This is a genomic window from Candidatus Latescibacterota bacterium (assembly GCA_020633725.1).
Taxonomy (GTDB): domain Bacteria; phylum Krumholzibacteriota; class Krumholzibacteriia; order JACNKJ01; family JACNKJ01; genus VGXI01.
The window spans coordinates 488476-512706 of sequence record JACKDC010000002.1 but is presented as its reverse complement, the minus strand read 5'-3'; the positions used below and the strand labels follow the sequence as shown (position 1 = coordinate 512706).

Annotated in this window: 17 protein-coding genes; 11 read left to right on the top strand and 6 right to left on the bottom strand. The window is 70.0% G+C overall.

What is annotated here, in order from left to right; all coding sequences use genetic code 11:
* Positions 1–90: 90 nt before the first annotated feature.
* The 4 genes from H6693_06690 to H6693_06675 are packed head-to-tail and all read left to right on the top strand — an operon-like array spanning position 91 to position 5214.
* Positions 91–1386, top strand: coding sequence for an efflux RND transporter periplasmic adaptor subunit (locus H6693_06690; protein ID MCB9515865.1), 1296 nt, complete (start codon positions 91–93; stop codon positions 1384–1386).
* A gap of 9 nt (positions 1387–1395) precedes the next feature.
* On the top strand, positions 1396–2631 hold the full coding sequence (locus H6693_06685; protein MCB9515864.1) for an ABC transporter permease: 1236 nt from the start codon (positions 1396–1398) through the stop codon (positions 2629–2631).
* Complete coding sequence (locus H6693_06680; protein MCB9515863.1) at positions 2624–3853, top strand: ABC transporter permease; 1230 nt, start codon at positions 2624–2626, stop codon at positions 3851–3853. Before H6693_06685 ends, H6693_06680 begins: the two co-directional genes overlap by 8 nt.
* A 38-nt stretch (positions 3854–3891) precedes the next feature.
* Positions 3892–5214 carry a hypothetical protein gene (locus H6693_06675; GenBank protein MCB9515862.1) on the top strand — a complete coding sequence of 441 codons (1323 nt, stop codon included), beginning with the start codon at positions 3892–3894 and terminating at the stop codon, positions 5212–5214.
* A gap of 112 nt (positions 5215–5326) precedes the next feature.
* Here the strand turns inward: H6693_06675 and H6693_06670 are convergent, their stop codons facing one another.
* Both H6693_06670 and H6693_06665 read right to left on the bottom strand, forming a co-directional pair.
* Positions 5327–7021: a T9SS type A sorting domain-containing protein gene (locus H6693_06670; GenBank protein ID MCB9515861.1), complete on the bottom strand. Its 1695-nt coding sequence runs from the start codon at positions 7019–7021 to the stop codon at positions 5327–5329.
* A 157-nt stretch (positions 7022–7178) separates the two neighbouring features.
* On the bottom strand, positions 7179–9938 hold the full coding sequence (locus H6693_06665; protein ID MCB9515860.1) for a TonB-dependent receptor: 2760 nt from the start codon (positions 9936–9938) through the stop codon (positions 7179–7181).
* Positions 9939–10193: 255 nt separating this feature from the next.
* Here H6693_06665 and H6693_06660 point away from each other — a divergent pair, with 255 nt between their 5' ends.
* The 6 genes from H6693_06660 to H6693_06635 are packed head-to-tail and all read left to right on the top strand — an operon-like array spanning position 10194 to position 15214.
* Positions 10194–10961: a DUF3450 domain-containing protein gene (locus H6693_06660; protein MCB9515859.1), complete on the top strand. Its 768-nt coding sequence runs from the start codon at positions 10194–10196 to the stop codon at positions 10959–10961.
* The gene (locus H6693_06655; protein MCB9515858.1) at positions 10958–12391 is read left to right on the top strand and encodes a DUF3450 family protein; all 1434 of its coding nucleotides are present in this window, start codon (positions 10958–10960) and stop codon (positions 12389–12391) included. Before H6693_06660 ends, H6693_06655 begins: the two co-directional genes overlap by 4 nt.
* Positions 12363–13001 carry a MotA/TolQ/ExbB proton channel family protein gene (locus tag H6693_06650; GenBank protein MCB9515857.1) on the top strand — a complete coding sequence of 213 codons (639 nt, stop codon included), beginning with the start codon at positions 12363–12365 and terminating at the stop codon, positions 12999–13001. Before H6693_06655 ends, H6693_06650 begins: the two co-directional genes overlap by 29 nt.
* 1 nt (position 13002) lies before the next feature.
* A complete protein-coding gene (locus H6693_06645) occupies positions 13003–13422 on the top strand; it encodes a biopolymer transporter ExbD (protein MCB9515856.1) in 420 nt (139 codons plus the stop codon).
* Positions 13422–14033 carry an energy transducer TonB gene (locus H6693_06640; GenBank protein MCB9515855.1) on the top strand — a complete coding sequence of 204 codons (612 nt, stop codon included), beginning with the start codon at positions 13422–13424 and terminating at the stop codon, positions 14031–14033. The genes H6693_06645 and H6693_06640 overlap by 1 nt, the downstream gene beginning before the upstream one ends.
* A complete protein-coding gene (locus H6693_06635; protein MCB9515854.1) occupies positions 14033–15214 on the top strand; it encodes a tetratricopeptide repeat protein in 1182 nt (393 codons plus the stop codon). The genes H6693_06640 and H6693_06635 overlap by 1 nt, the downstream gene beginning before the upstream one ends.
* A gap of 152 nt (positions 15215–15366) precedes the next feature.
* Here H6693_06635 and H6693_06630 read toward each other — a convergent pair whose 3' ends face one another.
* The 4 genes from H6693_06630 to uvrA all read right to left on the bottom strand — a co-directional run bounded on the left by H6693_06630 (position 15367) and on the right by uvrA (position 22348).
* Complete coding sequence (locus H6693_06630) at positions 15367–16014, bottom strand: 2-dehydro-3-deoxyphosphogluconate aldolase (protein MCB9515853.1); 648 nt, start codon at positions 16012–16014, stop codon at positions 15367–15369.
* A 25-nt stretch (positions 16015–16039) separates the two neighbouring features.
* Positions 16040–17926: a hypothetical protein gene (locus H6693_06625; protein MCB9515852.1), complete on the bottom strand. Its 1887-nt coding sequence runs from the start codon at positions 17924–17926 to the stop codon at positions 16040–16042.
* Positions 17927–17936: 10 nt separating this feature from the next.
* Positions 17937–19277, bottom strand: a complete 1341-nt coding sequence (locus tag H6693_06620; protein ID MCB9515851.1) for a NapC/NirT family cytochrome c — start codon at positions 19275–19277, stop codon at positions 17937–17939.
* Between the two features lie 110 nt (positions 19278–19387).
* Positions 19388–22348 carry an excinuclease ABC subunit UvrA gene (gene uvrA / locus H6693_06615; protein MCB9515850.1) on the bottom strand — a complete coding sequence of 987 codons (2961 nt, stop codon included), beginning with the start codon at positions 22346–22348 and terminating at the stop codon, positions 19388–19390.
* Between the two features lie 298 nt (positions 22349–22646).
* Between uvrA and H6693_06610 the strand changes: the two genes are divergently transcribed.
* Positions 22647–24173, top strand: coding sequence for a hypothetical protein (locus H6693_06610; GenBank protein ID MCB9515849.1), 1527 nt, complete (start codon positions 22647–22649; stop codon positions 24171–24173).
* Positions 24174–24231: the final 58 nt, after the last annotated feature.

The following is a 24231-nucleotide window of genomic DNA, read 5'->3' as shown; positions in this document are numbered from 1 at the left end:
GGCGCGCGCTCCGGCTTTTTCCTGTAACTCGGCGGGGCGACTTCGTATGCTCTGCCGGGACGGGCGGATTCGCCTCGCGGAAGGATCGGCATGAAGAAAGCGCTCATCGCGATCGGGATTGTGGCAGTCATCGCCGTGTTTGTGCTGCTCAACCTCAAGAAGAACCAGAGCAAGGCGGTGGACGTGCAGGCGGAGGCCGTGGAGCGGCGCGCCCTCACCGAACTCGTCAGCGCCTCGGGCAAGATCCAGCCCAAGGTGTCGGTGGACGTGAGCGCGGACGTCACCGGCAAGATCGTCAAGGTCGCGGCAGAGGAAGGCGACGTCGTGAAGAGCGGCGACCTGCTCTTCCAGCTCGACGCCACGCAGATCCGCGAGTCCGTGCGCAGCGCCGAGGCGCAGTACCAGAGCGCGCTGGCCACCCTGGACGAGGCCCGCGCCAGCCTGGAGCAGCAGGAGCTGGAGTGGCGGCGCGCCCAGTCCCTGCACGAGAGCAAGACCCTGAGCGACCGCGACTTCGAGTCGGCGCGCGCGTCCGTGAAGCTGGCCGACGCCCGCCAGGTCACGGCCCTGCGCAGCGTGGACCAGGCCGCCGCCTACCTGGAGCAGCAGCGCGATCAGCTCGCCAAGACCGAGATCCGCTCGCCCATGGACGGCGTCGTCGTCCGCCGCAACGCCGACCCGGGCGAGATCGCGATCCAGAGCACGCTCAACATCCAGGTGCTGATGGTGATCGCCGACCTGTCGGTGATGGAGGTGGAGGTGGACGTCGACGAGACCGAGATCCCCCGCGTCTCCATCGGCCAGCTGGCCAAGGTGGAGATCGACGCCTTCCCCGACTCCACTTTCGGCGGCCGCGTCACCGAGATCGCCAACAGTCCCCGCACGGACACCAACAACCAGGGCGTGGACTTCCGCGTGGTCATCACCCTGGATCAGAGCTACCCGGGCCTGCGCCCGGGCCTCTCGGCCACGGCCGAGATCACCGCCGCCCACCGCGACGACGCCCTCGCCATCCCCATCCAGGCCCTCACGCTGCGCACCAAGAAGGCGCTCGAGGACGACCGGAAGCGCTTCGCCGTGCAGCTCGCGAAGGCGGGCGTCGACAGCGCGAGCGTCACGTTCACGGGTGACGTGAAGGAGCGCGAGGGCGTGTTCGTCGTGGCGAACGGCAGCGCCGTCTTCCGCGCCGTGGAGACGGGCATCGCCGGCGACCGCTACTTCGAGGTGCTCAGCGGGCTCGACGGCGGCGAGCAGGTGATCTCCGGGCCCATGCGCGCGGTGCGCACGCTGCATCACGGCGAGCGCGTGAAGGTGACCCGCAAGGCCAAGGACGAGGACGAGAACGGCGGCGGCGGCGTCCGCGTCGAGGTGGACACCGACGAGTAGGAGCCCACGGTGACGCTCCTCGAGGGCATCCGCATCGCGCTGTCGGCGGTCCGTGCGCACAAGCTGCGCTCCTTCCTGGTCATGCTGGGCAACGTGATCGCCGTGGCCAGCATCATCGCCGTGGTGTCCATCGTCGACGGCATGAACGCCTACGTGCAGACGAAGGTCTTCGAGCAGGGCAACGGCCTGCTGACCGTGCAGCGCGTCGACGAGATGAAGGTGCTCACCGACCTCGACGCCTTCCTGGAAAGCATGTACAACCCCGCGCTCACACTGGCCGATCGCGACTGGCTGCGCGAGCGGCTGAGCAACGCCAGTTTCGTGGGCGCGAGCCGCCGCGTGCGGCAGGACGTCACCCGGGGTCGCGAACGCCTGCGCGGCGTGCCGATCAACGGCTACACCGCCGACTACCCCTTCTGGCAGAACCTGGAGCTGGCCGCCGGGCGGCACTTCTCGGACTTCGAGGTGGAGCGCGGCCGGCCCGTGGCCGTGATCGGCCACCGGGTGGCGACCGATCTCTTCGGCGCGAAGGATCCCATCGGCGGGCGGATCAAGATCGGCGGCCGGCCCTACACCGTGGTGGGCGTGGCCGTCGAGCGGGGCCGCGTGCTCGGCGACGACCGTGACACCTTTGCGGCGGTGCCCATCACCAAGGTGCTCAAGCACTACGGGCGGCATGGCCGCTCGCTCAGCGTGAACATCGAGGCGAAGGCGCTGGATCTGGATCACATCCCCGCGCTGCAGGAGGAGCTGGAGGCCGCGATGCGCGAGCGGCATCGCCTGCGGCCGGGGGATTGCTCGGACTTCGAGATCACGGCCAGCGCCACGCTGCAGAGCCTCTGGGGACGCATCAAGAACCTGCTGCTGTCGGTGCTGCTGCTGATCGTGGGGATCAGCGCGGTGGTGGCCGGGATCGTCATCATGAACATCATGCTGGTGAGCGTGCAGGAGCGGACGCGGGAGATCGGCGTGCGCAAGGCCATCGGGGCGCGCCAGGCCGACGTGCTCTGGCAGTTCCTGGTGGAGGCGCTGACGCTGTCCACGACCGGCGGGCTGGTGGGCATCCTCATCGGCTATCAGGCCGCGGCGGCGGTGGCCGCGCTGAGTCCGCTGCCCTACGCGGTGCGGCCCTGGTCGGTGGTCCTGGGGCTGCTGCTGGCGGTCGTGGTGGGCGCGGGCTTCGGCCTCTACCCCGCCAGGCGGGCCGCGCGCCTGGATCCGGTGGAGGCGCTGCGCCATGAGTAGGCGGCTGCGCGTGAGCGCCCTCGGCGAGAACCTGGTCATGGCCCTGCAGAATCTGCGGGGCAACAAGGGACGTTCGGCGCTGGTCATCCTCGGCGTGGCGCTGGGGGTGACCACGCTGATGGCCGAGGTCTCGATCATCCAGGGCTTCAAGGGGCGCCTCGAGAGCGAGATCCTCAACACGGACATCACGCAGATCTACCTGACCCGCAACGATCCCTTCGGCGAGACCGAGGACTGGGCCCGCCGGCCGCGGCTCACGGAGGAGGACGGCGAGGCCATCGCCGAGCTGCCCAGCGTGCGCCTGGTGGACCCGCGCGCGAGCACGGGCACCGTGGCGCGGCACGCCGGCGAGAAGGCCAGCCTGATGAACGTGATCGGCGCGGGGCTCAACTACCAGGAGGTCGAGAACGACTTCCTGGAGGCCGGGCGCTTCTTCACGGCCGTGGAGTACTCTGGCGCGCGCGACGTCTGCGTGATCGGCCGCCAGCCCGCCGACGACCTCTTCGGCGGCCGCGATCCCATCGGCCGGAAGATCCGCGTGGACGAGAACAAGGAGCTCACCGTGGTGGGCATCTTCGCCAAGCGCGAGAGCATCTTCGGCAGCCTGGCGCAGAACTACCTCGTCCTGCCGCTGACGACCCTGCGGAAGAACTTCCCCTGGGCCGACGAGATCGTGATCGTCGCCGTGCCCGAGGGCAACGACCAGATGAAGCGCGCCGAGGAGGACATCGAGCTGCTGATGCGGATCCGTCACCGCCTCTCGCCCGGCGCCGACAACGACTTCAACGTGAGCACGCAGAACATGGCCGTGGACTTCACGCGCCAGGTCACCGGCCCGCTCACCCTGGTCGGCGTGGTGCTGGCGTCCATCGGCCTGATGGTGGGCGGCATCGGCGTCATCACCATCATGCTGGTGAGCGTGCAGGAGCGCACGCGCGAGATCGGCGTGCGCATGGCCGTGGGCGGCACACGACGGGACATCCTGCAGCTCTTCCTGGTGGAGGCGGCCACGCTAACGGGCGCGGGCGGCCTGGTGGGCGTGCTGGCGGGCCTCGCCATCGGCTGGATCCTCCACCTCACGCTGCACCTGCCGGCCAGCGTGCCCGTGCCCTACATCGTCGGCGCGCTGCTGGTGTCCGCCGGGACGGGCATCTTCTTCGGGCTCTACCCCGCGGTGAAGGCCAGCCGCCTTGACCCCATCGAGTCGCTGCGCTACGAGTGAGCGCTCGCGCCGCCCACGCCGACGAGTACTGAGGCCCCATGCTCCGCTACCGGCAGATCTTCGACTTCTACTGGCCCCTGGTCCTGACGAGCCAGATGATGACCCTGGCCGCGCCCATCATCAACATGGGCCTCGGCCGCGCGGAGAGTCCCGAGCAGCAGCTCGCCGGCTACGCCGTGGGCTTCGGCCTGCTCGTCTTCCTCAACTCCCCCCTCTTTCCCTTCGTGCAGACCACGGCCGTGCTGGGCGTGGGCGGCGCGGCGCGGCGCAGCCTCCTCGTGAAGATGCTCGTCCTCGCCGTGGCGCTCGCCGCACTGGAGCTGGCCCTGGCCCTGAGCCAGGGCGGCGCCGCCCTGATCGGACGCCTGATGGGCTCCACGCCCGCGGTCTCGCGCATCGCCCAGCAGGTGGCGCTGGTGCAGTGGCCGATCCCGGTGCTCATCACGCTGCGCTCCTTCTACAACGGCATCGTGATGCGCCACCAGAACACGAAGCTGATCAGCCAGGCCACGGTGCTGCGGCTGGCGCTGCTGTCCGCGCTGCTCTTCGGGGTCGCGGCCGCCGGACACCTGCCCGGCGCGCTGCTGGGCGGCGCCGCGCTGACCCTGGGCATCGCCGGCGAGACGGCCTACATCACCGTGCGCGGCCTGGGTCTCCTGCGCCGTGGCGCGGCGGGGATCGACGGCCCCGCCGCCGACCGGCCGGTGGGCTGGCGGCGGCTCTGGGACTTCATCGGCCCGCTCATGGTGAACGCCGTCACCTGGAGCGCCATGCGTCCGGTGCTGAACGCCATCGTGGGACGCACCGCCGACCCCGACCTGGCGCAGGCGAGCTTCGGCTTCGTGCTGCCGCTGCTCATCCTGTCCAGCTCGCCGCTCTGGGCCTTCAACAGCACCACGGTGGTGCTGGTCAAGCGCCGCGAGGACTTCCCCGTGATGCTTCGCTTCGGTGGCGTCACGATCGCGCTGTTCGTGCTGAGCATCGCCCTCGTGGTCCTCACGCCGCTGCGCGATCTGCTGCTGTCGCGGGTCTTCGGCCTCTCGGCCGACGCGGCGCTCTACGCCACGGTGCTGCCGGCGCTGCTCATCATTCCCTGGCAACCCATCAGCCTCGGGCTGCGGACGATCAACCAGGGCTACCTGATGGCCCAGGAGCGCACGCGCACCATCGGCGTGGCCAGCTTCGTGAAGCTCCTGCTGGTGCTCGCGCTGGGCTTCGCCCTCGTGCGCGACGAACCCGCCCTGAACGGCGCCTTGCTCGGCACGCTGCTCCTCATGGGCAGCGAGACGCTCGAGACGTTGCTCGTGATGCTCCGCGTGCGGCGGCTCTACGCCGCGGAACCCGCGGCCTCCCCCGAATAGACGAACCCCGCCCCCGAAGAGGGAGTGGGGCGGGGTTCTCCTCGCGAGCGCGTGGACGTCCGGCCCGAGCGCCTCACGAAGTGCGAAGCGAGGCCGGACGTCCGGGCGCGCCCTACTTGAGCAGGGTCATCTTCCGGGTCTGGCTGAAGTCACCGGCCGAGAGACGGTAGAAGTAGACGCCCGAGGCCACGGCCTCACCGGCGTCGCTCTTGCCGTTCCAGGTCAGGACGTGGTCGCCGGCGGTCATCTGGGCGCCCGCGCCCAGCTCGCGCACCTGGCGGCCCTGGAGATCGAAGACCGTGAGCGTGACGGCCGCCGTCTCGGGCAGGCTGAAGCGGATCTCGGTCTTCGGGTTGAAGGGGTTGGGGAAGTTGCCGGCCAGGCGGAAGCTGCTGGCGACGTCGCCGGCGGCGGTGTCCTGGTCCCAGCCCTGGGGATTGAAGTTGGTCCAGCCGGCGGTCCACTGCTGGTCCATCGGCAGGGTGGGGTCGAAGGCGCCACGGTAGTTCACCGAGGTGAAGAAGGCGTCCTGCAGGTAGCTGTCGCCCCAGGCCGCGGTGCCGATGAGCTCGGAGCCGGTCTGCGGCACGGGGTTGGGGTAGTTCAGGTCGCTGCAGTCGCCCAGGCCCACGGCGCTGGGGTTGCGCAGATCGACGCCGAAGTTGTCGTTGCCGGTGGTGTTGAACCAGTCCTTCACGCCGCTCCAGCGGGTGACGTCGTGGATGGTGCCGGCCGCCTGGGCCGCCGCATCGGGGTACTGCCAGGCCGCGACGCTCACGTTCTCCCAGCGCAGGATGTCGTTCGTCGCCCACTGGATCGTGAACGGATCACGGAGGCTGATGCCCCAGGGGTAGCCGGCGATCACGCTGTTGAAGACGCTCGTGCGGGTGCTGCGGCGCAGCACGGCGGAGTACTGGAACTTGTTGCCGGCGGGCAGATTGCCGACCATCGCGTCGCTGCGGGCCGGGCCGATCAGCGTCACGTTGCTGTAGACGGGATGCGTGTAGGGCTCGTCGGTGCTGGTGCTCGAACCGTCGTTGTCCGACTCGAAGCCGTTGCTCTCACCGGTGGGGTCCCACATGTTCTCGTCGCGGATGCCGAAGGCGAACTGCACGTTGCCGGTCCAGCCGAAGTCGCTGTCGAACTCGTCGTCGGTGCCGCCGAAGGCCACGATGTGGTGCATGTCCACCGTGCCGCCGAAGCACTCGTAGCTGTCGTCGAAGGAGTAGCTGACCTGCACGTGGTGCAGCTCGGTGCCGCGACCCACGCCACCGAGCGTGAGGCCGTTGATCTCGTTGTTGAGCTGGAAGCGATAGCCGCAGTACTCGATGCGCACGTACTTGAAGACTCCGCTGTTGTCCAGGGGGTTGGCGCCGCCGAAGGTGCCCTCGATGATGCCGCCCTCGATGAGCGGGTTCACCTTGTTCACCGGCGCGTTGCCGAGGATGATGACGCCGCCCCAGTCACCGCGGGCGCGCTGGCCCGGGGCCTTGCGGGACGTGAAGACGATGGGCGCGTCCTGCTCGCCGTTGGCGAAGATCTGCCCGCCGGGCTTGATGATGAGCGTGGCGGCCGTGTCGGCCTTGCACACGGTGCCGGCCGGGATCGTCAGGCTGGCGCCGGACTCGACGTAGTAGAGGCCCGTCAGGGTGTAGAGCGTGTCGGCCGACAGGGAGACGTTGCCCGTCTGGTGATACGGCGTCCGGCCGGTGTCGATGCCGGGGCCGAGAATGGCCTCGGGCAGGGCCAGGGCGCTCCCCCCCCAGGCCAGCATGGCGAGGGCCAACAGGGCGATGCGGTGCTTCATGCGGTGACTCCTTGGTTAGCGCGTGTTTGCGGCGCGGCGAAGCGCCGGAGAGACTGTGGCGAAGAGCGTCGCCAGAATAGGCTCGCCGTGTTTGGCTTTGATAAAGACGCGGTGGAGTTTGGGGGAATCCTGGGCCGCGGCGCGCCCCCGGCGCCCTCTAGAGATCCACGCCCAGCGAGAGCGAGTAGCTGCTGCCCCGGTGCACCGTCCGGAAGGGCAGGCCCAGCGTCTGGGTGTAGACCTCGTCCTCGTTCTTCAGGTTCTTGGCCGTGAACTTGACCTGGTAGCGCCGAAGGAAGGTGCGTGAAACGGCCAGGTCCAGCAGGTCGCGGGGCTCCTGGTACTCGTGCTGCTTCTCGTCGTCGGCCACGGCGTTCAGGCGGCGTCCGATCCGGTTGAAGAGCAGGCTGATGGAAACGTTGGTCTTGGGCTCCACGAAGAGCAGGCCCAGGTTCACCGTCCACGGCGACTGGCCCTGCATGGGGCGCGTGCGCGTCTCGATGATGTCGTTCCCCTCGTCGTCCGTCTTCTCGAACTGGTACTCGATGGCCGAGTGGACCCGCGTGTAGTTGCCGCTGACGTAGCTCTGGTCGAGGTAGCCCGTCAGAAAGCCCAGCGACTTGCGGATTTCCAGCTCCATGCCCGAGTTGGTGCCCTTGGCGGAGTTGAACCAGGTGCGCACGAAGCGCTCGGGGTTGGGGATCAGCCGCTCCTCGATGGCGTCCTGTAGCCGCTTCGAGAAGAAGCTGATGGCCAGCACCTCGCCCGGCTGGGGGAAGGTCTCCAGGCGCAGGTCGAAGTTGCGCACCACGGCCCGCGTGAGCTCCGGATTGCCGAAGACCTTCTGGCGGCGATGGAAGTCGAAGAAGGCCACCGGGGACAGCTCGCGGAACTCGGGGCGGTTCACCGAGACGTAGTAGCCGAGGCGCAGGTTCGTCCGCTCGTTGAAGAGGTAGGTCAGGTTGGCCGAGGGCAGGAAGTCCAGCTTGTCCACCTGCGACTTCACCGTGCTGTCCGCGTTGGCCACCTCGCTGTCCACGCGCTGGTCCGAGTCCTCGACGCGGAAGCCGCCGGCGAAGCGGAAGCTCTCCCCCAGCAGCATGAAGGGCGAGTCGACCATGAGGTAGTAGGCGGTCAGATCGTGGGTCGCGTGGTAGAGCGCCGTGTAGTTGGGCTCTTCCTTGAAGATGAACTCGGGCCCCGCCTCGCCCTCGTCCTGGGTGAAGTTCTCCGCGGAGAAGATGCTGTCGATGGCCTCGTAGGCCACGCTGCCGTCGTAGTAGCTGAAGTCGGCGAAGAAGACCTTGGCGTCGTAGTCGCGCTTGCGGTGGCCGAGCAGACCGCCCGCCTTCAGCTTGGCGTCGCCCAGCGGATGCTCCAGGTCGAGCTTGACGTCCGTGCGCCGCTCGTCCAGGTCCGACCAGCCGCGGTAGTTCTCCTTCATCTGGTCGGGGATCGCGAAGTTCTTCTGATAGGCGACGTGACGCCGGTCGGGCTGCTTGGCCGTGGACCGGGCGCTGCTCGCGCTCCACTTCACCCGCGTGTCGGCGCGGGCGCCGAAGCGGTGCTCGCCCTCGAGCTGGCTCACGATGATCTCGCGCTCGTCCCACTGGATCGTCTCGTGACGTTCGAACTCGCCGCTCTCGAACTGGCCGTCGGAGAGCTCGATCTCGTCCTTGCCGGCGCGGTTGTAGTTGTTCTTGAGGCTGAGCTTGTGGCGCTCGCCCAGCTTGGCGTGCAGGTTGAGCAGGCCGCCCCAGAGCACGCTGTAGCTGTACTGGCTGGCGCGGTAGTCGTAGAGCAGGAAGGGCTCGTCGAGCAGCGGATGGTAGTAGAGCGGCGCCTCGTGGACCTCGTCCACCGAGTACTCGTCCTTGTAGGTAATGGCGCCGATGAAGCCCAGTTCCTGCCCGCCCAGCCGCAGACGGTCGCCGTAGGAGAGGTTGACGCTCCGGTTCACCGGCGCGGCCTCCTGGTGCGGCGCCCAGCTGTTGGGCAGCGCGCGCGCCAGCGCGTTGCCCACGAGCCCGCCGGGGAGGGAGCGGCCGCCGTCGTCCTTGGCGCGCCAGTCGGTGGACCCGCCGTCGCTGCGCAGGAAGTCGTGGCCCGTGCTCAGGTCGCTCCAGGAGTTGGACAGGCCCACGCGGGCCAGCCGGTGCGTGGGGAACTCCAGCGTGTTCACCTGCACGAGGCCGCCGGAGAAGTCCCCCGGGAGGTCCGGCGTGGCCGACTTCACCACCACCGTGTTGGCGATCAGGCCCGCCGGGATCAGGTCGAAGGCGAAGCTCTTCTTGTCGACGTTCGCGTCGGTGCCGGCCACCGACACCCCGTTCAGCTCGGTGGCGTTGTAGCGGTCGGTCACGCCGCGGATGTAGACGAACTTGTTGTCGACGACCGACAGGCCGGTGACGCGCTTGAGCGCGTCGCTGCTGGTGGCGTCGGGGGAGCGGGCGATCATGTCGGCGCTGATGCCGTCGCCGATCACCGCCGACTGCTGGCGCTGCGCGAGCACGGCCACGCCCGTGGAGAGCACGCGCTCGGCCGAGACCACCACGTCCTCGATCACGAAGGCCTCGCTGCTGGCGGCCAGGGCGACGTCGACGCTGGCCGTCTCCCCCGCGCGGATCACCACGCCGCTCACCATCTGGTTCTCGTAGCCCATGAAGCTCACGCGAAGATCGTAGCTGCCCGGGGGGACGTCCTTCACGGTCACGGCGCCGTCGAGATCGGAGCTGCCGCCGAGATCTGTGCCCAGGAGCAGCAGGTTCGCGCCGATGAGCGGGTCGCCGGTCTGGCCGTCGGCGACGACGGCGTGCAGCGTTCCGCCCGGACTCGCCGCGGCGACGGGACCAGCCCCCAGCGACGGCGCGAGACAGGCGAGCAGCAGCGCGAACCCGAGACGATGACCGATGGACATGACGGCGCGATTCCTCCCTCGTGCACCGCGCCTCCTGCGCGGCAGCTTCCAGGAGATAGCGCCTCGGCGTGAACACTGCGTAAAGCCCGGGTGAAAATCCGCGCCCCACGGGCCCTTTCCCCGGGGTTCACGCAATCTTCACCGGAGCGTCATTCAGCGTTCACGGAGCTGACGTATCTGTTGCCTGGCCGGCGCCGGGCGCGCCGCGCGCCACATCCCCGACAGCACGAAAGGACGCAGCCCATGGGACTGAGCATGAGCCGGAGGACGCTGCTGGCCGCGGCGCTCCTGGCCCTCATCGGGTACGCGCCGCCCCGGGCTCTGGCCCAGAGCGACGGGCAGGAACTCGGCAAGACCGTGGACGAGACCGTGGACATCCACGCCGGCTCCCAGCGCCAGCAGGACGACTGGGCCACGGAGCGCGCCGAGCTCACGAACCGCTATCGCAACCTGGTCAGCTCCGTGGACTACCTGGAAGAGAAGCGCGCGCTGCTGGCCGAGAAGGCCGCGGGGCTGGAGGGCCACATCGGTGAACTCGAGCGGAGCATCGACGAGTCCGCGCGCCTGCAGGAGAGCCTGCAGGACACGCTGGCCGTGATCATGGGCCGGCTCGAGGCCGCCGTGGACGCCGACCTGCCCTTCCTGGCCGCCGAGCGCCAGCAGCGCCTCGACGCGCTGCGCAAGGAGCTGGCGCGCCCCGAGGTCAGCGGCGCCGAGAAGCTGCGCCGCCTGCTCGAGACCCTGCAGATCGAGGCCGAGTACGGCAGCAACGTGGAGGTCTACCAGGCCCCCATCACCGTGGCCGGCGAGGAGATCTACGCCGACCTGCTGCGCGTGGGCCGCGTCTCGGTGTTCTGGCGCACGCCGGATGGGAAGCGCGTGGGCGAGTATGACCCCGCCGCCCGGCAGTGGGTGGAGCTGCCCGGCAGCGACCGCCGCAACATCGCCACCGCCATGGAGATGGCCGCCCGCATGCGGCCCGTGGAGCTCGTGGACCTGCCTCTGGGGAGGATTGAGCCGTGACGACACCCAACCGCTTTGCCGGCGCGCTCGCGCTGGCGATCGTTCTCGCCGCCGGCGTCGCCGGCGCGCAGGACGTCCGCGAGGCCGCGCGCAAGGCCGAGGCCGACCGCAAGGCCGCGGAGGCCCGCGCCGAGGCCATCGAGACCCAGATCCTCTCCGACCGCGGGGCGCTGCAGGCCCGCGTCGACTCCCTGTCCGCGCGCGAACGCGCCCTGAACACCGAGATCGCGCGCCTGGAGTCGCGGATCGATCAGGACGAGACCCGCTCCGCCAAGCTGGAGGAGCGCTGGTCGGATCTCGAGATCAACTTCCGCGAGATCTCGGGCAACGTGCGCGTGGTGGCGCGCGACCTGGAGACCATGCTCGACCAGTCGCCCTTCACCGCGCTCGAGCCCGGGCGCATGGATCCCCTCGTGCCCGTGCTCCGCACCGGCTACTTCCCCGACATCGACGACATCACCGGCATGGCCGCGCTCTTCCTCGACGAGATGCGCCGCAGCGGCCAGGTGGGCTTCAGCACCGGCAGCTACGTGGGTCGCGACGGCGAGGAGCGCACCGGGCGCATCCTCACCCTCGGTCGCTTCACCTCCGCGTACAGCGAGGCCGACGAGAACGGCTTCCTCGTCTACAAGCCCGAAAGCCACCGCTTCTACGCCCTGGCCACGCTGCCGGGCGGCGCGGTGGGGCGCAGCCTGGGGCGCTATCTCGAGGGCAAGAGCGACCTGGCGCCCGTCGACATCTCGGGCGGGGCCGCCCTGCGACAGATCAGCGGCGACAGCGGACTGCGGGAGCAGCTGTCCGCCGGCGGGCCGATCATGTGGCCGCTGGCCTTGATCGCGCTGGCCGCGCTGGTGCTCATCCTCTACAAGGTCGTCTTCCTGAACCGCGTGCACGGCAACACGGGCAAGTACATGCCCCGCGTGAACAGCTTCGCCGAGGAGGGCAACTGGACCGAGGCCGAGGCCCTGGTGAAGCGTCACAAGGGCGAGGGCTCGCCGGTGAACCACGTGCTCGAGGCGGGCATCAAGGCGCGCGGCGAGGATCGCGAGACCCTGGAGAGCGTGCTGCAGGAGGCGATCCTCCGCGAACTGCCCCGGGTGGAGCGCGGCCTCTCCGTGCTGGCCGTGCTGGGCGCCGTGGCGCCGCTGCTCGGACTGCTGGGCACGGTGACGGGCATGATCGACACCTTCCGCGTCATCACCCGCTTCGGCACGGGCGACCCCAAGCTCATGAGCGGCGGCATCAGCGAGGCGCTGGTGACGACCGAGGTGGGCCTGGCCATCGCGATTCCCATCATGCTCGCCCACGTCTTCCTGTCGCGGCGGGCCGATCACATCATCGGCGAGATGGAGGAGTACGCCGTCTCGCTGACCAACACCATCCAGAAGCAGCGAGGCCGGGATGAACGACGCGCTCTGGCAAGCGCTTGATTACCTCGCCCAGGGGGGCTGGATCATGCTGCCCCTGGGCGCCGCGTCGATCGCCATGTGGACGCTCATCCTCGAGCGCCTGCACCGCTACCGGGTGCTGAGCCGCAAGGACATCCGCGTGGACGAGGCGCTGCAGGCGCTCGCCGGCAAGGACCTCAAGCGGCGCGGCCGGCGCGAGGGCCTGCGGGCGCGTCTGCTCGCCGGCTTCCTCGAATCGCGCAGCGGCGACCCCACGGCCGACGCCAGCCTGCTCCACGCCTGCCGCCTGCGCCTGGAGTCTGAGCTGAACCGCTACCTCGCGCTCATCGCGGTGCTCGCCGCCGTGGCGCCGCTGCTGGGCCTGCTGGGCACGGTGCTCGGCATGATCGAGACCTTCCAGGTGATCAGCCGCTTCGGCACGGGCAACGCCAAGGCCATGGCGGGCGGCATCTCGGTCGCGCTGGTGACGACCCAGACCGGCCTGCTCGTGGCGATTCCCGGCCTCTTCCTGAGCGGCGTGCTCATGCGGCGCGCGCGGCAGCTGCGCACGCGCCTCGACGAGATCAGCACCGTGCTCGGCCGCCACATCCGCAACGCCACGCCACCGGCCCTCGCGGCCAAAGGAGCCTGACATGATCGACGTCCGCCGCAGCCTTCGCGCCGCCGACAAGGGCGTGGACATCAACATGGGCCCCCTCATCGACATGGTCTTCCTGCTGCTCATCTTCTTCGTGGTGACGACGAGCTTCGTGAAGGAGGCGGGCATCGACGTCCAGCGCTCCAGCGCCGCCACCGCCGAGGTCAAGGAGCGCGGCAACATCATGATCGGCGTGACGCCCGACGGGGACGTCTACATGGAGGGCAAGCGCGTGGACGTGCGCTCGGTGCGCAGCCTCGTGGAGCGCGCGCTGGCCGAGGACCCCGAGAGCGGCGTGATCGTGGTGGCCGACAAGCACAGCGAGACCGGCGACGTGGTGAAGGTGATGGACCAGTGCCGCCTCGCCGGCGCCTCGAGCGTGAGCCTGGCGGCCAAGCAGGAGGCCGACTCTTGATGCGACGCGGCGGATGGCTGCTCTTCGTCGGCGGGGCGCTGCTCGTGAATCTCGGGCTGCTGGGCCTGGCGCCGCTGCTCTCGCACGAGCGGGAGCGGCCCGAGAACGACGAGCTCGTCAGCGGCGTGAGCCTGGTCACCCTGAAGCCGCCCAAGCCTCAGGAGCCCGAGAAGGTGAAGGAGAAGCCCAAGCCCGAGCCGGAGCCCGAGGTGGACTTCAAGCCCGAGCTGATGCAGCCCCAGTTCTCCGGCTTCGGCGGGCTCGACGCGGGCATCGCCGTGAACCTCGGCGGACTGGGCAACACGGACCTGGGCGGCGAGTTCGTCTTCGAGTCCTACGAGCTCGATTCGCCGCCGGAGCCGGTGGCCAAGGTGCCGCCGATCTATCCCTACAAGGCCCGTGAGCAGGGCATCGAGGGCGTCGTGCAGGTGAAGCTGCTCGTCCGCGCGGACGGCACCGTGGGCCAGGTGCTCATCCTCGCGGCGCGACCCGAGGGCGTCTTCGAGGACGCCGTGGCCAAGGCGGTACCCCAGTGGCGATTCGATCCCGGCAAGGTGGAGGGACAGCCGGTCACCGCATGGGTGACCACGGCCGTCCGTTTCGAGCTGTGATGCGGCGCGCGGCGCTCGCGCTGCTGCTCGCCCTGACGCTCCCGCTGGGCGCCCTCGCCGCGGAGCCGCCCAAGCTCGACGGCTTCGCGGACGTCCCCCGCCGCGCGCGGCTCGCCCTCTTCAAGGCCCAGCAGGAGAAGGCCCTCGGCCAGGCCGAGGACGCCGTCAAGGTGCTGCGCTCCTTCCTGCGCGACAATCCGGGAGAGGACCACTACCTCCTGCGCTTCCAGCTGGGCGCCCTGCTGCTCGAACTGGAGCGCCCCGACGAGGCCCGCGACGCCTTCCGCGAGGCGGCCCACCTCGAGCCGCGCCACGCCGACAGCTGGCTGAACATGGGCGAGCTGGCCTACCAGGCCGGCGACTTCGCCGAGGCGGCCGAGGGCATCTACCAGGGCTACCTGCTCACGCCCTCGCAGCCGCAGCACCTGCTCTACGCCGCGGCGGCGGCCTACGTGCTGGCCGAGCAGCCGGCCAAGGCGCTGCCGCTGCTGGAGGATCTCGTCTACCGGCGGACGGAGCTCGCCAAGCTGGACTGGTACCGCGCCCTGATCGCGGCCTGCCTGGACACGGACGCCCGCGACGAGGGCGAGCGCGCCGTCGCGCATCTGCTCAAGCAGCACGGCGACGACCCCGAGGCCTGGGTGCTGGCCTGCCAGTTCCACGCGGCCGTCAGCGACTACCAGCGCTCGGCCGTGGACCTCACCGTCGCCGGCTACCTGCGACCCCTCACGGAGGAGGAGCAGGTGCAGCTTGGCAATCTCTACAGCGCGGCGGGGGTGCCCGACCTCGCCGGCAGCTGCTACGCCGCCGCCCTGGGCGACGAACCCAGCGCGGAGGACTTCGAGCGTCTCGCGAGCACCTACCTCGCCGCGCACGAGCGCGAGGCGGCGCTGGACACGCTGGAGCGCGCGCTGGCGGCCGAGCCCTCGGTGCGGCTCTGGTCGCTGCTGGGCGACCTGCTCTACATGGAGGAGGAGTACGGCCGCGCCCGCGACGCCTACGCCCACTGCGCCGACATGGACGCCGGCCAGGGCCGCGCGGTGCTGATGCAGGGCTACTGCGCCCTGGAGCAGGATGACGAGGCCGGCGCCGTGGCCCTGCTGGAGCGCGCCAAGGGCTTCGAGGACCAGGCCCAGGCCGCCGAGCAGCTGCTGGCGCGGCTGCGCAGCGACACGCCCTAGCGACTCTTTCGGCTCTTCACCGACGTTTCACTGGCGCCGGCCGGCTCCAGTTGCGACACTGTCCTCGCCCCGGATGGCAAACCGGGGTAAGGGTACCGCTTCGTTTCTTTCTGTGGTGACCGGGTCCGGGTGGGTCCGGTCTTTTTGTGCGCTCAACGCGCGGCGCGGGCGGCATCCATGGCCTCCCGCGTGCGGCGCGCGGCGGCGGTCACGCTCTCCGGCGTCCAGCCCGGCCCGAAGAGCTCGGGTCCCACGCCCACGGCGCGCGCGCCCGCCGCCACGAAGTCGCCGATGTTCGTCGAGTCGGGGCCGCTGGTGGGAATGAGTCCGATCTCCGGCAGCGGACCGCGCACGGCGCGCAGGAAGGCGGGGCCGCCCAGCGCGCCCGAGGGAAAGAACTTCACCAGCGCGCAGCCGGCGCGGTGGGCTGTGAGCATCTCGAGGGGCGTGGCGGCGCCGGGCACGTAGAGCAGACCGGCCGCACGCGCCGCGTCCGCCACGTCCGCCCCGAAGACCGGTGACAGGGCATAGCGCGCCCCGGCCGCGGCCACGGCGGTCACGTCGGCGGGGCCAAGCACCGTGCCCGCCCCCACCAGCGCGACGCCTTCGCCGGCGAGACGGGCGATCAGCTCCAGCGCGCCCGGCGTCGTCAGGGTGATCTCCAGCACGCGGAGTCCGCCGGCGAGCGCGGCGCGAGCGGCCCGCTCGGCGGTGGCGGCGTCGTCGCAGCGGATCGCGACGATCACGCCGTCGGCCAGCAGGGCGCTCCGTGTGGCGTCGATGCGCGAGTCGGTGGTCACGGCGTCGGTCCTCGGCGGCTGAGAGTCATCCGCGAACGCTCAGGGCCAGCCGCAGCTGGCGCCCGGGCGCGTAGACGCGCTCCTTCGCAGCGAAGGGATCGCGCTGGAAGGACAGATGCTCTGCATACTCCACATCGCCCAGGTTGTGCAACTCCAGCGTGGCCGTGAGCGGCCCGCGCTCCCAGACCGCGCCGGCGTCGACCCGGTTCCAGGCCGGCGTGGACGTCTCGCCCAGGCTGCCATCCACGCGCGCCTGCGCGTCATCCCAGTGGTGACGGACCCACAGCCCCAGGCCTCGCCAGCGCGGGGCGCGCAGGGTCGTCTCGACGCTGAGGGGCGGGACCTCGGCCAGCGGACTATCGGCGCTGAGGTTCTGGCCAATCAGCCCCGAGGCCCGCAGCACGAACCACGCGCGCTCGACGGCCACGCTCGCGCCGGCCAGCGCGGCGTCGATGTTCGTCACGGTCTGGTAGGCGCGGACCGTCTCCATGACCTCCACGCGGCTCGCGGCCAGCCCCGCGTAGTCCCAGATCCGCGTGGCGAAGCCCTCCACGGTGACGCCGTGGCCCCGCAGCCGTGCGCGCAAGGTGGCGCGCAGCGGCTGTCGCAGGGTCGGATTGCCGCTCCACCAGGGCTTGCCCATGGGCTTCTGCACGGCGATGTAGAGATCGCGCGGGTGCGGCGCCTCGCTGCCGAGATCCGCCTGCAGCCCGCCCACCAGTGCGTCGCCGAGCGGACGCGCCAGGTTGGCCATGAGCCCGAAGGGGACGAACCAGCGCTCGTCGGCGGCCGCGGGGTAGAGCGTCTGGTAGAAGGGCAGCCGCGAGGCGTCGCCAAGCCACTGGTGCTGGAGCCCGAGGCGCGCCCCCAGCGAGACGCCCCGCGCCGCGTGCACCTGCCGCGACAGCGCCAGCGACGCCAGCATGAGATCGGGCATCATGGCGTTGTCGATGTGCAGCGCCGGGCTGTGGAAGCTATTCGCGATGTCCCAGTTGCGGTAGTAGAGCTCGTAGCCCGGGCCCGTCACGCCGACGGTCAGGTTGTCCGCGTCGGAGACCATCGACATGGGCTGGTTGCGCAGCGCGTTGTCCATGAGGTGGCGCGTGTGATTCAGGTAGAGCTTGTGGCCCCGCCACTCGCCGAACGCGCTCCAGAACTCGGTCCGGCGCTCGTCCATGAGCAGGTAGGGAAAGAGGACGTCCTTGCTCGCCGAGAGGCTGAGGCCCTGCCGCCAGCGCGGGCTGCCGCCGTAGGCCGAGAACTCGGTGAGTCCGTGGCGGTGATTCGCGGCGTAGCCCAGCGTCGGCCCGTAGCGTCCGACGAAGTCGAGCCCCCCGCCGTCCACGTAGGGACCACCTTCGGCCCGGCGCAGCGTCAGACGGTAGCCGCGCCAGTCGCCGGCCAGCGAGGCGTCGAAGTCTTCCCCGCCCAGCAGGCGGCCGCTCAGCGCGGCCTGGACGCCGAGCGCCGACGACGGCGCCGCCCGCCGGAACTCCAGCGCGCCGCCGAGGCCCCCCGCATCCGAGGTGCTGGAACGATCGAGGGCGCAGCTCGCCATCTCCAGCGGATTGATGCGCGAGACCGGCGTGTCCATGCGGTTGGGACAGGCGCAGGGAAAGCGCTCGCCGTCCACGCGCAGGGCGATGTCCTCGCGCTTCAGGCCGTCCAGGTAGAGGTCGCTCGCGAAGGCGGGCCCCCGCTCGATGATCGCGAAGCCGTGCTCGCGCAGCAGTTCGACGTGATTGCTCTTGTCGAGCAGGATCTCCACGTCGCCCGTGTGCAGCGGCGCGGCCTCGACCAGCACCGGCTCGAGCCAGTAGTGGGCGAGACTGTCCGGCACTTCCTGCGCCGTGGCGATGGCCGCCGTGCCGATGACGAACGTCAATGTCGCTACGCCAACCCAGCCCTTCATCCCCGTCTCCTCAGCCCTGCACCTCGAAGCCGGTCTTGGCGCGGTTGATGACGATGGTGGCCATCTCCTCGGACGGCACCTTCAGGAACTCGCCGACCGGCGTGACCAGCTTCTGGTAGTTGAGCACCGCGCGCACGGTGACCGGACCTGCGGCGATGTCCTCGGGTAGCCGCCACGTGAAGGTCTCGATCTTCGTCTCGCGCGGGCCCAGGCGGTAGTCGGGGCCGAAGGACGCCGTGTTCCACTGCTGCATGGTCATGCGGCCCTGGGGGTCGAAGTAGGCCTTGCGGAAGATGCGGTCGCCCACGGGCACTCCGTCGCGCTGGATGCCGGCGAAATCGGCGATGCCCTTGGCGATGCCCATGTCCTGGTAGGCGAGCACGTCGGCTGCGATGGTGGTCTCCTCGCCGTCGAAGCCCTTGGGATCGACGGGCAGGGTGTAGACCTTGCCGGCGGCGTCCGTGGCCTCCACGTGCAGCCAGACGATGCGGTCCTCCACTGAGCCGGTGGGGATCTGGTGCCCGGCCTTGGCGTTGAAGAGCTGCACGCTGAGACGCACGACGCCGCCGCGACGCTGCGCGCGCCGATCCGGATGCATGCGCAGCTCGACCGCACCGGCCAGCTTGCCCGCATCGTGCGCGCCGTGGAAGAGATGCTGGGCGACGAGCCGCGCGTCGCCATCCACCGCGGCCGTGCCCATCGCCATCGGCATGTGGCAGTCCTGGCAGCGCACGCCCTCGGCGGCGTAGGGCCCCTCCCGCCACTCGAGATGCGTGGACTTCACCCACTGGTCGTAGGGGCTCTTCTCGTTGTGGCAGGTGCCGCAGAACTCGGACGTGCCCAGGAACGCACTCTTCGCGATGCCGTGGTAGGGCGACTCGCCACCGCGGCCGGGCCCGACCTTGGTGTCGCCCGGGCTGACGGTCCAGTTGAAGTTGTAGGGCGTGTCGCCCTCGAAGCCCGTGATCGTGTGGCAGAGGTCGCAGGACACCGACTCGTTGGCCCGGCTCCCCGCCTCGGGGCGGGGCGGCGGTACGTCGCCCGCGAGGAAGGCCAGTGGCGCGTGGCAGCCGTTGCAGCCCGCGCGCACGCCGGCCACCTTCGCGTCCTTCTCGGCGTGGGGCACGGCCAGCTCGAAGTACTCGATCTCGTCCCAGTGGTGCGTGTAGGCCTGGGACATCATCGCCTGCTCCCACTGCCGCGCGAAGTCCACGTGGCAGTCGGCGCAGATCGAGGGCGACTCGAAGCGGTCATAGGGCTGGGTGCCCAAGGCGGCGTCCCCGGCGGCGGCGGCGGCAGGCCCTGCGGCCGTGAGACAGACGAAGGTCAACAGCGCGGCGCGGCGGATCATCGCAACCTCCTCGGTGGGGCGTGACCCGTCAGCGTATATCAGGCCCGATTGTCCTTCAACAGCAACCGGCTGTTCATCAGTAACTTAGCATGTACGCGGGGAATGCTCGCCTAGCGCAGCAGGTCCCGGAGAAAGCGCCCCGTGCGCGACTCGCGCGTCTTGGCCACCCGTTCGGGGGTGCCCGCCGCCACCAGCTGCCCGCCGCCGGCGCCGCCCTCGGGGCCGAGGTCGATCACCCAGTCGGCGCACTTCACCACGTCGAGGTTGTGCTCGACCACGAGCACGCTGTTGCCGGCGTCCACGAGGCGCTGCAGCACCTCGAGCAGCTTGTCGACGTCCGCGAAGTGCAGACCCGTGGTCGGCTCGTCGAGGATGTAAAGCGTGCGCCCTGTGGCCACGCGCCCCAGTTCCTTGGCGAGCTTCACGCGCTGCGCCTCGCCGCCCGAAAGCGTGGTGGCGTTCTGTCCCAGCTTGACGTAGTCGAGGCCCACGTCGCTGAGGGACTGCAGCAGCCGACGGATGCGCGGCTGCGCGCCGAACAGCTCCAGGGCCTGCGCCACGTCGAGCTCCAGGATGTCGTGGATGTTCTGCCCCTTGTAGGTGACCTCGAGCGTCTCGCGATCGAAGCGGCGCCCCTGGCAAACGGAGCAGGTCACCCACACGTCGGGCAGAAAGTGCATCTCGATGCGCTTCAGCCCGTGACCCTCGCAGGCCTCGCAACGCCCGCCCTTCACGTTGAAGCTGAAGCGCCCGGGCCTGTAGCCGCGCGCGCGCGCTTCGGGCAACTCGGCGAAGAGTGCGCGGATGAGATCGAAGACGCTCACGTAGGTCGCCGGGTTGCTGCGCGGCGTGCGCCCGATGGGCTTCTGGTCGATCTCGATCACCTTGTCCAGGTGCTGGAGTCCGCCCAGCGTCTTGATGCGCCCGCCCAGCCCCTGCGCGCCGTGGAAGTGTCGCGCGAGGCGCGGGTAGAGCGTTTCGGCCACGAGGCTGCTCTTGCCCGACCCCGACACCCCGGTGACGGCGGTGAACACGCCCAGGGGGATGTCCACGTCCAGTCCACGCAGGTTGTTGTGCTCGACACCCTTCAGCCGCAGCCACTCGCTCCCCGGCTCGCGGCGCGTGGGCGGCACGACGATGCGCCGCCGCCCGGACAGGAAGGCCCCGGTGACCGAGCGCCGCGCGCGCTCCACCTGCGTCGGTGAGCCCGCGGCGACGATCTCGCCGCCCAGGTGACCGGCGCCCGGACCGAAGTCCACCACGTGGTCCGCCAGACGGATGGTCTCCTCGTCGTGCTCCACCACAACCACGGTGTTGCCCAGGTCGCGCAGGCGGAAGAGCGTGTCCAGCAGGTTGCGGTTGTCGCGCGGGTGCAGGCCGATGCTGGGTTCGTCGAGGATGTAGAGCACGCCGGTGAGACCGCGGCCGATCTGGCTGGCCAGGCGGATGCGCTGGCTTTCGCCGCCGCTCAGCGTGGGCGCGGGGCGTCCCAGATTCAGGTAGTCCAGCCCCACCTTGACGAGAAAGCCCAGCCGCTCGCTGATCTCGAGCACCAGTTCTCCCGCCACCTCGCGCTCGGCGGCGGCGAGCTTGAGGCCGCGGAAGAACAGGTCCAGCTCGCCGATGGGCATGGCGCTCAGCGTGTGGATGCCCTGCTCGCGGAAGGTCACGGCGAGGCTCTCGGGGCGCAGCCGATGCCCGTGGCAGCTGTGGCACGGGCCCTCGGCCATGTAGCTCTCGTAGTACTGCCGCGCGGACTCGGACTTCGTCGCCCGGTAGCGGCGCAGGATGTTGGGCACCAGGCCGCCGAGCAGCCAGCGCCGCGCGCCCCAGTTGGCGTTGGGCGCGTCCACCGGCACGAGGAAGTGATCCTGCTTGGGCAGTCCCGCCGCCTTCGGATCGCCGTGGAAGATGATCCGCTTCTGCTTGGCCGTCAGCCGGCGGAAGGGCCGGTCGATGTCGATGCCGTACTCGCGGAAGATCCGCTGCAGCAGCTCGCTCCAGTGCCCCTTGCCCTCGATCCAGCTCGCGACCTCGCGGATGGCCCCGGCGCGAATGCTCAGAGTGTCGTCCGGCACCAGCAGCTCGGGCACGGGCTCGCGGATCACCCCCAGGCCCTGGCAGTCCGGGCAGGCGCCGTAGTGGCTGTTGAAGGAGAAGCTCCGCGGCTCCACCGGCTCGAAGCTCAGCCCGCAGGCCTGGCAGGCGTGCGCCGAGCCGAGGAGGATCTCCTCGCCCTCCTCGGTGAGCACGCGCACCGACCCCTCGCCCAGGGACAGCGCCGTCTCGAGCGCTTCGTGGAGGCGGGCGCCGATGCCGTCGGCGAGGACCAGCCGGTCCACCACCACTTCGATCGTGTGACGGCGGTTCTTGGCGAGCGTCGGCGGTTCCTCGAGGCGGTAGGTCTCGCCGTCCACGCGCACGCGCGCGAAGCCCTGCTTCTCGAGCTTGGGGAACAGGTCCGCGAACTCGCCCTTCTGCCCCCGCGCCAGCGGCGCGAGGACGCTGAAGCGCGTCTCCTGCGGCAGGTGGAAGAGGCGGTCCACCATCTGGTCCACCGTCTGCGAGCCGATCTCGCGGCCGCAGCTCGGACAGTGCGGCGTGCCCAGGCGCGCGAACAGGACGCGCAGGTAGTCGTGGATTTCCGTCACCGTCCCCACGGTGGAGCGCGGGTTCACGCTCGCGGTCTTCTGGTCGATGGAGATCGCCGGCGAGAGGCCGGTGATGGAATCGACGTCGGGCTTCTCCATCTGCCCCAGGAACTGCCGCGCGTAGCTGGACAGCGACTCGATGTAGCGCCGCTGCCCCTCGGCGTAGAGCGTGTCGAAGGCGAGGCTGCTCTTGCCGGAGCCCGAGACGCCCGTGAAGACGGTCACTGTGTTGCGGGGGATGCTCACGTCCACGCCCTTGAGGTTGTGGATGCGGGCGCCGCGGATCTCGATGAAACGGGGGGAATCGGCGACACGGCGGCGACGGGCGGCGGTGGCCACGGGCACTCCTGCGGACGGGCGCTGCGCTGAGTTGGCGCGCACGGGCGGGCGGGAGGGGCCCGGCGCGGGGGTGACGTCCATGATTCTAGCGCCCCGAGGCAGCAAAGCAAGGTGGAAAGGCCGGCCGCCCACGCTAGCGCTTGACCGCCGCGAGGGCGAGGTTCAGGATGCCGCCATCCAGATAGGGCGCACCCGCTGGTGTCATGGGTCCACGGATCGCTTCCACGGCAGCGCCGCGCTTCCGCGGCCAAGGGGGAAACATATGGGTATGCGATGGGTTCTGGTTCTCGCGCTGTTGACGGCCTTGCTTGGACTGCCCGCCTGCTCGAGCGACGACAGCTCCTCGGGGCCAGGCACGACACCCGCCAACCGCGGTACGGTGAGCGGAATCGTGGCCACGAGCGGCTTTCCGCTCGAGGGTGTCGTCGTCGCGATTGGCGGCAAGACCGTGACCACCAACGAGGACGGCTGGTTCGCCGTCACCGATCTCGCCGTTGCGGACAACGCCGTCATCGGCTTCGCGCTCGCGGGCTACCTGCCGACCTTCCGCACGGTCGCCATCCTGGCGAACGAGACGACGCACCTTCCCGACGTGGCGCTGCTGACCGCGGACACGGTGGTGCTCGATGCGGCGACCGGCGGCAGCGCGTCGACGCTCGGCGGCCTCGCCACCGCCAGCTTCCCGGCGAACGCCTTCGCCACCGCCGCGGGTGGCGCCTATACCGGCGACGTCAACGTCGACCTGTCGGCGGCGCTGCCCAGCAGCTCGGACTTCTACGACGTCTTCCCCGGCGACTTCGAGGGCGAGGCCACCGGCGGCGGCACGGTGCCCATCGTCTCCTTCGGGTTCATGGGCGTCGAGCTCACGGACGACAGCCGCGGCGCGCCCCTGCAGCTCGCCGACGGCGTGACGGCCGCGCTTTCGCTGGCCCTGCCGAACACCGGGTCCAGCACGATTCCCATGTGGTGGTTCGACGAGGCGCGAGGCGTCTGGGTCGAGGAGGGCGAGGCCGTCTGGAATGGCTCCGCCTACGTCGCCGAGGTGAGCCACCTCAGCATCTGGAACTGGGACTTGCCGGTCACCGAGATCTGCCAGGTGACGGGCCAGGTGCAGGACATGGACGGCCACCCCGTGCCGGACGCGCGCGTCATCTCCCAGGGTCTGGGCTGCACCTTCGCCGACGACGTCTACACCGACGCCGGCGGCAACTTCAGCGTCCGCGCGATCAAGGACTGCTCGGCGTCCTTCGTGGCGATGCGGGGCACCTACTCCAGCGCGCCCGCGCAGGCCGACATCGGCACCGACGACACGCAGGCGCTCCCCGAGCCCCTGGTGCTCAGCGTGCCGGCCTTCTCCATCACGCTGGTCTGGGGCGAGAATCCCGAGGATCTGGACTCGCACCTGCTCATTCCCATGACCTGGGACGCGGGCTACGACTACTTCCACATCTCGTACCACAACATGGGCACGCTGGTGACCGACCCGTACACGATTCTCGACACGGACGACACCACGAGCTTCGGGCCGGAGATCGTCGGGGGGACGAAGCTCTACGCGGGCAAGTACTCCTACTTCGTGCATCACTACTCGGGCGACGGCACGGTCAGCGGTTCGCCTGCGCGCGTGACGCTCGAGGTCGGCAACTACTATCGCACCTGGGACGCCTCGACCGCGTCGGGCAGCTTCCACGACGGCGGCTACTACTACGATGACAACACGCAGACCGAGTACCAGGACTACTGGCACGTGTTCGACTTCACGGTGGGGTCGCAGGGCACGGTCAGCGTCACCTCGGTCAACCGGGCGGTGGTTTCCTCCTACGACGAGGACGGCCCCTGGAACGGCTGGGACGCGACGATCTACGACACGTACAAGCGTGCCGCGGCGGGGCAGGGAAAGAAGTAGCGGCTCCGCGATTCGCAGACGCGCCCCCTTCCTCCGGAAGGGGGCGCTTGTCGTTTCG

Bases quoted from the DNA above. Each gene is read 5' to 3' on its own strand.
- H6693_06660 (MCB9515859.1), top strand. From the start codon at position 10,194: ATGAGCCGGAGGACGCTGCTGGCCGCGGCGCTCCTGGCCCTCATCGGG.
- H6693_06635 (MCB9515854.1), top strand. From the start codon at position 14,033: ATGCGGCGCGCGGCGCTCGCGCTGCTGCTCGCCCTGACGCTCCCGCTG.
- uvrA (MCB9515850.1), bottom strand. From the start codon at position 22,348: ATGGACGTCACCCCCGCGCCGGGCCCCTCCCGCCCGCCCGTGCGCGCC.
- H6693_06670 (MCB9515861.1), bottom strand. From the start codon at position 7,021: ATGAAGCACCGCATCGCCCTGTTGGCCCTCGCCATGCTGGCCTGGGGG.
- H6693_06665 (MCB9515860.1), bottom strand. From the start codon at position 9,938: ATGTCCATCGGTCATCGTCTCGGGTTCGCGCTGCTGCTCGCCTGTCTC.
- H6693_06650 (MCB9515857.1), top strand. From the start codon at position 12,363: ATGAACGACGCGCTCTGGCAAGCGCTTGATTACCTCGCCCAGGGGGGC.
- H6693_06675 (MCB9515862.1), top strand. From the start codon at position 3,892: ATGCTCCGCTACCGGCAGATCTTCGACTTCTACTGGCCCCTGGTCCTG.
- H6693_06620 (MCB9515851.1), bottom strand. From the start codon at position 19,277: ATGATCCGCCGCGCCGCGCTGTTGACCTTCGTCTGTCTCACGGCCGCA.
- H6693_06640 (MCB9515855.1), top strand. From the start codon at position 13,422: ATGCGACGCGGCGGATGGCTGCTCTTCGTCGGCGGGGCGCTGCTCGTG.
- H6693_06625 (MCB9515852.1), bottom strand. From the start codon at position 17,926: ATGAAGGGCTGGGTTGGCGTAGCGACATTGACGTTCGTCATCGGCACG.
- H6693_06645 (MCB9515856.1), top strand. From the start codon at position 13,003: ATGATCGACGTCCGCCGCAGCCTTCGCGCCGCCGACAAGGGCGTGGAC.
- H6693_06690 (MCB9515865.1), top strand. From the start codon at position 91: ATGAAGAAAGCGCTCATCGCGATCGGGATTGTGGCAGTCATCGCCGTG.
- H6693_06680 (MCB9515863.1), top strand. From the start codon at position 2,624: ATGAGTAGGCGGCTGCGCGTGAGCGCCCTCGGCGAGAACCTGGTCATG.